Source organism: Phenylobacterium sp. (assembly GCF_044358365.1).
Classification (GTDB): domain Bacteria; phylum Pseudomonadota; class Alphaproteobacteria; order Caulobacterales; family Caulobacteraceae; genus Phenylobacterium.
This window is the reverse complement of sequence record NZ_JBIKNZ010000039.1, coordinates 23213-29452: the sequence shown is the minus strand read 5'-3', so window position 1 is coordinate 29452 and position 6240 is coordinate 23213. Positions and strand designations below refer to the sequence as shown.

Annotated in this window: 6 protein-coding genes and 2 tRNA genes; 3 read left to right on the top strand and 5 right to left on the bottom strand. The window is 65.9% G+C overall.

Features of this window, described 5'->3' with window-relative positions; genetic code table 11:
* Positions 1-166: 166 nt before the first annotated feature.
* Entirely contained in the window at positions 167-1267 is a 1101-nt protein-coding gene (locus ACIQ3B_RS11740) for an amino acid ABC transporter substrate-binding protein (protein ID WP_397402750.1), read from the bottom strand.
* 83 nt (positions 1268-1350) lie between these two features.
* Here ACIQ3B_RS11740 and metC point away from each other — a divergent pair, with 83 nt between their 5' ends.
* Entirely contained in the window at positions 1351-2514 is a 1164-nt protein-coding gene (metC, locus tag ACIQ3B_RS11735) for a cystathionine beta-lyase (protein WP_397402748.1), read from the top strand.
* On the top strand, positions 2511-3362 hold the full coding sequence (locus tag ACIQ3B_RS11730; RefSeq protein ID WP_397402746.1) for a kinase: 852 nt from the start codon (positions 2511-2513) through the stop codon (positions 3360-3362). The genes metC and ACIQ3B_RS11730 overlap by 4 nt, the downstream gene beginning before the upstream one ends.
* Before the next feature lie 595 nt (positions 3363-3957).
* On the opposite strand, the gene ACIQ3B_RS11725 is transcribed toward ACIQ3B_RS11730, so the two are convergent.
* From ACIQ3B_RS11725 to ACIQ3B_RS11710, 4 genes are all read right to left on the bottom strand, one after another.
* Positions 3958-4749, bottom strand: a complete 792-nt coding sequence (locus tag ACIQ3B_RS11725) for a pseudouridine synthase (protein ID WP_397402744.1) — start codon at positions 4747-4749, stop codon at positions 3958-3960.
* Positions 4750-5070: 321 nt separating this feature from the next.
* A tRNA-Arg gene (locus ACIQ3B_RS11720) sits at positions 5071-5147 on the bottom strand.
* Between the two features lie 12 nt (positions 5148-5159).
* Complete coding sequence (locus tag ACIQ3B_RS11715; RefSeq protein ID WP_397402742.1) at positions 5160-5468, bottom strand: ETC complex I subunit; 309 nt, start codon at positions 5466-5468, stop codon at positions 5160-5162.
* Between the two features lie 30 nt (positions 5469-5498).
* Positions 5499-5575: transfer RNA gene (locus ACIQ3B_RS11710), tRNA-Pro, on the bottom strand.
* 157 nt (positions 5576-5732) lie between these two features.
* On the opposite strand from ACIQ3B_RS11710, the gene ACIQ3B_RS11705 reads away from it, so the two are divergent.
* Positions 5733-6239 (top strand): HNH endonuclease, encoded by a 507-nt coding sequence (locus ACIQ3B_RS11705; RefSeq protein ID WP_397402740.1) that lies wholly within the window; start codon positions 5733-5735, stop codon positions 6237-6239.
* The last annotated feature ends 1 nt before the right edge of the window (position 6240 follow it).

The following is a 6240-nucleotide window of genomic DNA, read 5'->3' as shown; positions in this document are numbered from 1 at the left end:
GCCGTCGTCGCCTTCAACAACACCCCGCGACAATGCCTGGACTTCCGCACCCCAGTTGAGGTCTTCTCCGAGCACCTGTTGCACTTCAAACGAGAATCCACCTCCCGGCCTTCGCCGGGATGAGCGGATGTTGTTGGAATTATTGACTTAGAATTGAGCCCGAACCCTAGCGCATCGGCGGCGGGTACATCAGGCCCGGCTCCGGCGCTGACCACAGCGCGTTCAGGCCGCGATCCAGGCGCAGCGCGGAATCGGCGCCCAGATCGCGACGGAAGATCTCATGGTACCCGCCCACCTGGCGGATCACCTGAAAGGCCCAGTCCGGCTGCAGGCCGAGTAACGGCCCGAGATCGCCCTCCAATCCCAGCAGGCGGCGTGTCTCGGGGTCAGTGGCGGTCTCGCGGGCCTCTTCCACGGTGCGCGACGACAGGCCCAGTTCCTCGGCGATCAGTGTGGCGTAGACGCTCCAGCGCACGATGTCGGCCCACACCGGATCGTTCTGGCGGACGACGGGTCCCAGCGGCTCCTTGGAGATCACGTTGGGCAGGATCACATGTGCGCCGGGATTGGCCAGCAACGAGCGGGTGGCCGCGAGAGCCGAGACATCGGCGGTGAAGGCGTCGCAGCCCTCGGTCTGATAGATCTTGCGGGCCTCCGCCTCGGAGGCGGCCACGACCTCGCGGTACTTCATGCCGCGCGCACTGAAGAAGTCGGCCAGGTTGCCGGCGCTGGCGGTTTTTGCCTGCACGCAGATCCGGGCGCCGGCCAATTCCTCGGCGCTGTTGAGCCCCAGTGCCTTGGGGGCCAGGAACCCCTGGCCGTCATAGTAGGTGGTGACCGGGAACGTCAGTCCGAGGCCGGCGTCCCGGGCGAAGGTCTCCGAGGTGTTGCGGGACAGGATGTCGATCTCGCCGCGCTTCAGGGCGCCGAAGCGATCCTCTCCACCAATCACGGTGAAACGCACCTTCTTGGCGTCGCCCAGAGCCGCCGCCGCCACGGCCCGGCAGATGTCCACGTCAAACCCTCGCCACTCGCCGCGCGGGTCAGGCAGGGCGAAGCCGGGCAGGCCGGGATGTACGCCGCAGAGCACGACGCCACGCTTGCGCACCGCGTCCAGGGTCGGGCTCTTTGCCGGCGAATAGCCGATCGGCGCCGCCGCTGGGCCGGCCGTCGGAGAGACCGCAGGCGCCTTTTCCACAGGCTTGGGCGGACTGCATCCGGCCATGGCCAGGGCCAGAACGGTGATCGCCGCGAGACTGCGGATCATTGCTACTCCTTGAAATTCAGAGACGCTTCGGGTTCTAAGGGGAACGGCACTTTCGCCAGCCTCGCCCCCACCCGCAACCCCGCATGTCCGACGAAACCCGTTTGATCCGCGCCGGGGCCCTTAGTGGCCCATTGGCCAAGACCGTTGGCCCGCCGATCCAGAAGGGCTCCACGGTCCTTTTGCCGACGGCGGCGTCTCTCTACGACGACGACAACTACGTCACCTACGGTCGCTCCGGCCTATCCGCCCAGGCCAGCCTGCGCGCTGCCCTTGCCGAGCTTGAGGGCGCGTCCGGCGTCACCCTCTACCCGTCAGGCATGGCCGCTATCTCCGGCGCGTTGCTCGCCGTGCTGAAGGCCGGCGACGAGATACTGGTGGCGGACAACGTCTACAAACCCGTCCGGCGGTTCTGTGATCATGTGCTGCGAAGCTTTGGCGTGAAGGTGACCTACTACGACCCCTTGAGTTCGCCCGAGGACCTTGTGGCCGGGGCCTCCGGGGCCGTGCGCCTGATCTTTCTGGAAACACCCGGGTCGCTCACCTTCGAGATGCAGGACCTGCCCAGGATCGCCGAACTCGCGCGGGCGCGCGGCATCCTGACGGCGACCGACAATACCTGGGGCGCGGGCCTGTTGTTCAAGCCGCTGGAGCATGCGATCGACATCTCGATCCAGGCGCTGACGAAATATGTCTCCGGGCACTCCGACACCTTCATGGGTTCTGCGGCGGCGCGGGAGCCACGTCTGGCCCGGCTGCTCGAGGAGGGCGTCATCAACATGGGCTGGGCTGTCTCCGGCGAAGACGCCTACGCGATGCTTCGGGGACTTCGGACCCTTCCGGTTAGGCTCGCGCGCCACGGTGAGAGCGGGCTGGACATCGCCCGATGGCTGCAAACCCAGCCCGAGGTCGCAGCGCTTTACCACCCTGCCCTGCCGGAGTTTCCGGGCCACGCCATCTGGTCGCGGGACTTCAAGGGCGCCTGCGGGCTGTTCAGTTTTGCCCTGAACCCGGCGCCTGACGCAGCGGTCGATGCGTTTCTCGATGCGTTGAAGCTGTTCGGACTGGGGTTCTCCTGGGGCGGGTTCGAGAGCCTGGCGATCTCCTGCGCGCCGCAACTCAAGGTCCGGAACTTTGCGAAGGACTACGGGGGGCCGCTGATCCGTCTGCATATCGGTCTTGAAGACCCGGAGGAGCTGATGGCCGACCTCCGGGCCGGTCTGGACGCCTACGCCAGGCTGGCCGGGTGACCGAGGACGACATTGCCGCGTTCCTGGCGCGGGAGCGGCTGCCGGAGAGTTTCAGGACGACCCTGGACCGGGTCTGCCGACCGCTTGCGGCCCGGGCTGCAGGCTTGCGCGCCGCCCGGGGCCGAACGGTCTTTGTGGGTCTCTGTGGCGCGCAGGGGTCGGGGAAGTCCACGATCTCCGAGGCCGTCACGGCGATTCTGTGTACGCAGGGCCTGAAGGCCGTCACCCTGTCGCTGGACGACTTCTACCTGAGCCGGGAGGCCCGGGCCTGGCTGGCGCGCAAGGTGCATCCGCTGATGGCGGTGCGCGGGCCGCCCGGCACCCATGACGTGGCGCTGGCCTGCGTGGTGCTGGATCACCTTGCCCTGCCGGGCGTGACGCCCCTGCCGGCCTTCGACAAGGCCTCGGATGAGCGACGTCCGCAATCGGCCTGGCGCGAGGTGGAGGGGCCGCTGGATGTGGTGATCCTTGAAGGCTGGTGCGTGGGCGCGCGGCCGCAGCCCAGGGCCGAACTGGTTGACCCGGTGAACGGACTCGAGCGCGACGAGGATCCCGATGGCGGCTGGCGCCGATATGTCGATCGGCAGTTGGCGGGGCCTTACCAGGCTCTGTTTGAGCGGCTGGACATGCTGGTCCTGCTGGCGGCGCCGGGATTTGAGGTCGTCCGCGCCTGGCGCACCGAGCAGGAACACAAGCTCCGCGCCCGCACTGAGGGCGGCATGGATGACGACGCCGTCGCGCGCTTTGTCGCCCACTACGAGCGGCTGACGCGATGGATTCTTGAGGAGATGCCGTCGCGGGCGGACTGGACGATCCCGCTGGCCGCGGACCGGACGCCGGGGTTTTAGGGGATCGGACCTGACATTGGGCGCCCGCTATGGAAGGCTTGGCAAATGTCCGCTTGCAGACCTGTGACTTTGGGTCGCAATCGACCCGTTGCTGACGTGAACATCGAGGAAAAAGGTCACATGTCGATGCAGGCGCTGCGACGTCCCAGGCTGACAACGCGCGCGCCTTGGATCTTTGCCCTATAACGCTTCCCGTCGTGATCAAAGAAAGCGTAGAACTCGCGAGCCGTCTGGCAATCAGCACCGCGAGAGCTCGCGCCGTTCGCGTTCGCCGCACCCTGCCAGCTTTCAACTTCGCAGAAGTAGCTTTCTACTTCGTCGGACGATTTCGTCCAGCGACCACCGACTGTCACGTCCCCGGCTGAACTGACTTCATTGACGCCGCAGTTGTTGCAGCCTGCAGCCACTAGGCTAAGCAACGCAATCAACGCCGTCCTCGCAGGGGATGAAAAAACTGGCACAGGCCTCACTGCCAAGGTAGCCCACCACAGTCCACGGTTCCTAAAAGACGCCGCGACCGTGAAGTTACCACGGCCAAGGTCCGCTAACCACCCAAGTTGGAAAATCAGCGAGTCCGCCCACGGGCGGTCATCGCCTACCAAGTGGCCGAGCCCATCCCCTGCCGACCCCGAGACGCCGCAATCATGGCCTGCCGTTCCGACGCACTCAGCACCCGCCAACGCCCCTCCGGCAGATCCCCGAGGTTCAACGGCCCGATCCGCACCCGCAGCAGGTCCATGACCCGCAGATCCAGCAGCTCGCACATGCGGCGGATCTGGCGGTTGCGGCCTTCGGTGAGGATGAAGCGCAGGACCTGCCCCTGGGCCGTGACCCTGGCCGGCTTGAGCTGGCGGCCGTCCAGTTCCAGGCCGTGCTGCAGCAGCGCGATCTTGGGCGGGTCGATACGGCCGGCGACCCGGACCACATATTCCTTGTCCAGTTCCGACTGCGGGCCGATCACGGCCTTGGCCAGGACGCCGTCGTTGGAGAGGATCAGCAGCCCGTGGCTGTCCAGATCCAGGCGCCCCAGCGGCGGCAGGCTCATCCTTGAGTCCGGAATGGTGATGCTCTCGCCGACCAGCGCTTCCTTCGTCAGCAGACGGACGGCGGGGGTATAGCCGGGCTCCGGCTGGCCGGAGACATAGCCCACCGGCTTGTTGAGCACGGCGGTGAAGCCTTCCAGCCGCCCTTCGGCCTTGTCGGTGAGCGTCAGGGTCTGGCCCTGCAGGATCTTTCGTCCCGCGTCCTCCACCCGCTCGCCGTCGATATAGATCAGGCCCTCGCCGATCAGGGCTTCAGCCTCGCGGCGCGAGCATACGCCGCTCTGGGCCAACCACTTGTTGATCCTCTGGGGTTCGGCGTCGTCGTATCGGCGGGTCCAGGCCATGGGAGTCTTTAGCAGATGGCGCGCCCGTTCGAACCCTTCTGATCATCGCGAGGTCGCCGTCCCTTGGGGACCGCAGCGTAACCGGGAATGGCCAGAGCGGTCGAAGCTGTGCCCCTTCGCCCCTTGCGGGAGAAGGTGGCCGCCGCAGGCGGTCGGATGAGGGGTCGATCACCCTCTCCGATAAACCCGGGAAATCATTCTGATAAGTTCGCGCGACCCCTCATCCGTCAGGCTTCGCCTGACACCTTCTCCCGCAAGGGGCGAAGGAGCGCGTCGGCCAATTCTACGAACAACGTGAGTTACGCAACTCCCGTCCGGGATTGGCGCGCCCTGCAGGACTCGAACCTGCAACCGCCCGCTTAGAAGGCGGGTGCTCTATCCGGTTGAGCTAAGGGCGCCCGATGCGAACCCTAATGGGTCCAGGGGGTTCTTCGACCGAAGGCGAAATTGTCGGCGTAGGCCTTGAGGATGCGCTTTGCGGGCTTGGGGTCGAACAGTTGGAAGGCGATCCCGTGGCTTTCGGCGTAGCGGACGGCCTCTTCCTTGGTCTCGAAGCTCAGGCGGACCTGGCTGGATTCTGTGTCGCCGGTCTGGGTCCAGCCCATCAGCGGGTCCGAGCGGCGCGCGTCGCTCGGCTCGAACTCCAGCACCCAGGCGGCGGCCTTGGCGCGTCCGGATTGCATGGCGGTCTTGGCCGGGCGGAAGATGCGCGCAAACATGCTCGTGTTCCCAACTGTCCTGTCCAACGCTGGTCGGGGCGGAGAGATTCGAACTCCCGACCCTCTGGTCCCAAACCAGATGCGCTACCAGGCTGCGCTACGCCCCGATTGCGTTGGAAGGCTTTGCACTACAAGGGTTTTCTCGAATGAGCAAACAGAACGGAGACGGAACGTGATAGCCCGATTGAAGTCTCATGCGACTTGGACCGTGCGACTTGAAAATTCCGTTCCGCGTCCGTTCACCCCCGGCCATCGAGTTCGCCCATGCGCCTGATCCCTTTGTCACGCGGCCTGTTCGCCAAGGTTTCTGACGAGGACTTCGGATGGCTTTCGCAGCACAAGTGGTACGCGATACCGGCCTCCAACGGCGCAGGTTTCTGCGCCGTGCGCAATGCCAGGCGCGAGGACGGGGGCCAGCGTCGCGTATGGATGCACCGCGAGATCATGGGCAATCCGTCAGGCCTGCGCGTTGATCACCGGCATGGCGACACCCTTGATAACCGGCGCTCACAGCTCCGGGTGGCCACGGTCCAGCAAAACAACATCAATCGCCGGGCGCCCCGAACGTCCAGTCCATTTCGGGGCGTGCGCGCCACACCTACGGGGTGGCAGGCTCGTCACCGCCGCGACGGAAAGATGCGCAATCTTGGGGTCTTTGCGACAGCCGAGGCTGCTGCGCGCGCCTATGACGCCGCCGCGCTGGCCGATCATGGAGAGTGGGCGGTGCTGAATTTTCCGGCCGCGCCCTCGGCGAAATCGCCAACGCGCTGAC

What these genes read in the sequence shown, in the direction of transcription:
- ACIQ3B_RS11740 (WP_397402750.1), bottom strand. Translation starts at nt 1,267, where the DNA reads ATGATCCGCAGTCTCGCGGCGATCACCGTTCTGGCCCTGGCCATGGCC.
- ACIQ3B_RS11725 (WP_397402744.1), bottom strand. Translation starts at nt 4,749, where the DNA reads ATGGCCTGGACCCGCCGATACGACGACGCCGAACCCCAGAGGATCAAC.
- ACIQ3B_RS11715 (WP_397402742.1), bottom strand. Translation starts at nt 5,468, where the DNA reads ATGTTTGCGCGCATCTTCCGCCCGGCCAAGACCGCCATGCAATCCGGA.
- metC (WP_397402748.1), top strand. Translation starts at nt 1,351, where the DNA reads ATGTCCGACGAAACCCGTTTGATCCGCGCCGGGGCCCTTAGTGGCCCA.
- ACIQ3B_RS11705 (WP_397402740.1), top strand. Translation starts at nt 5,733, where the DNA reads ATGCGCCTGATCCCTTTGTCACGCGGCCTGTTCGCCAAGGTTTCTGAC.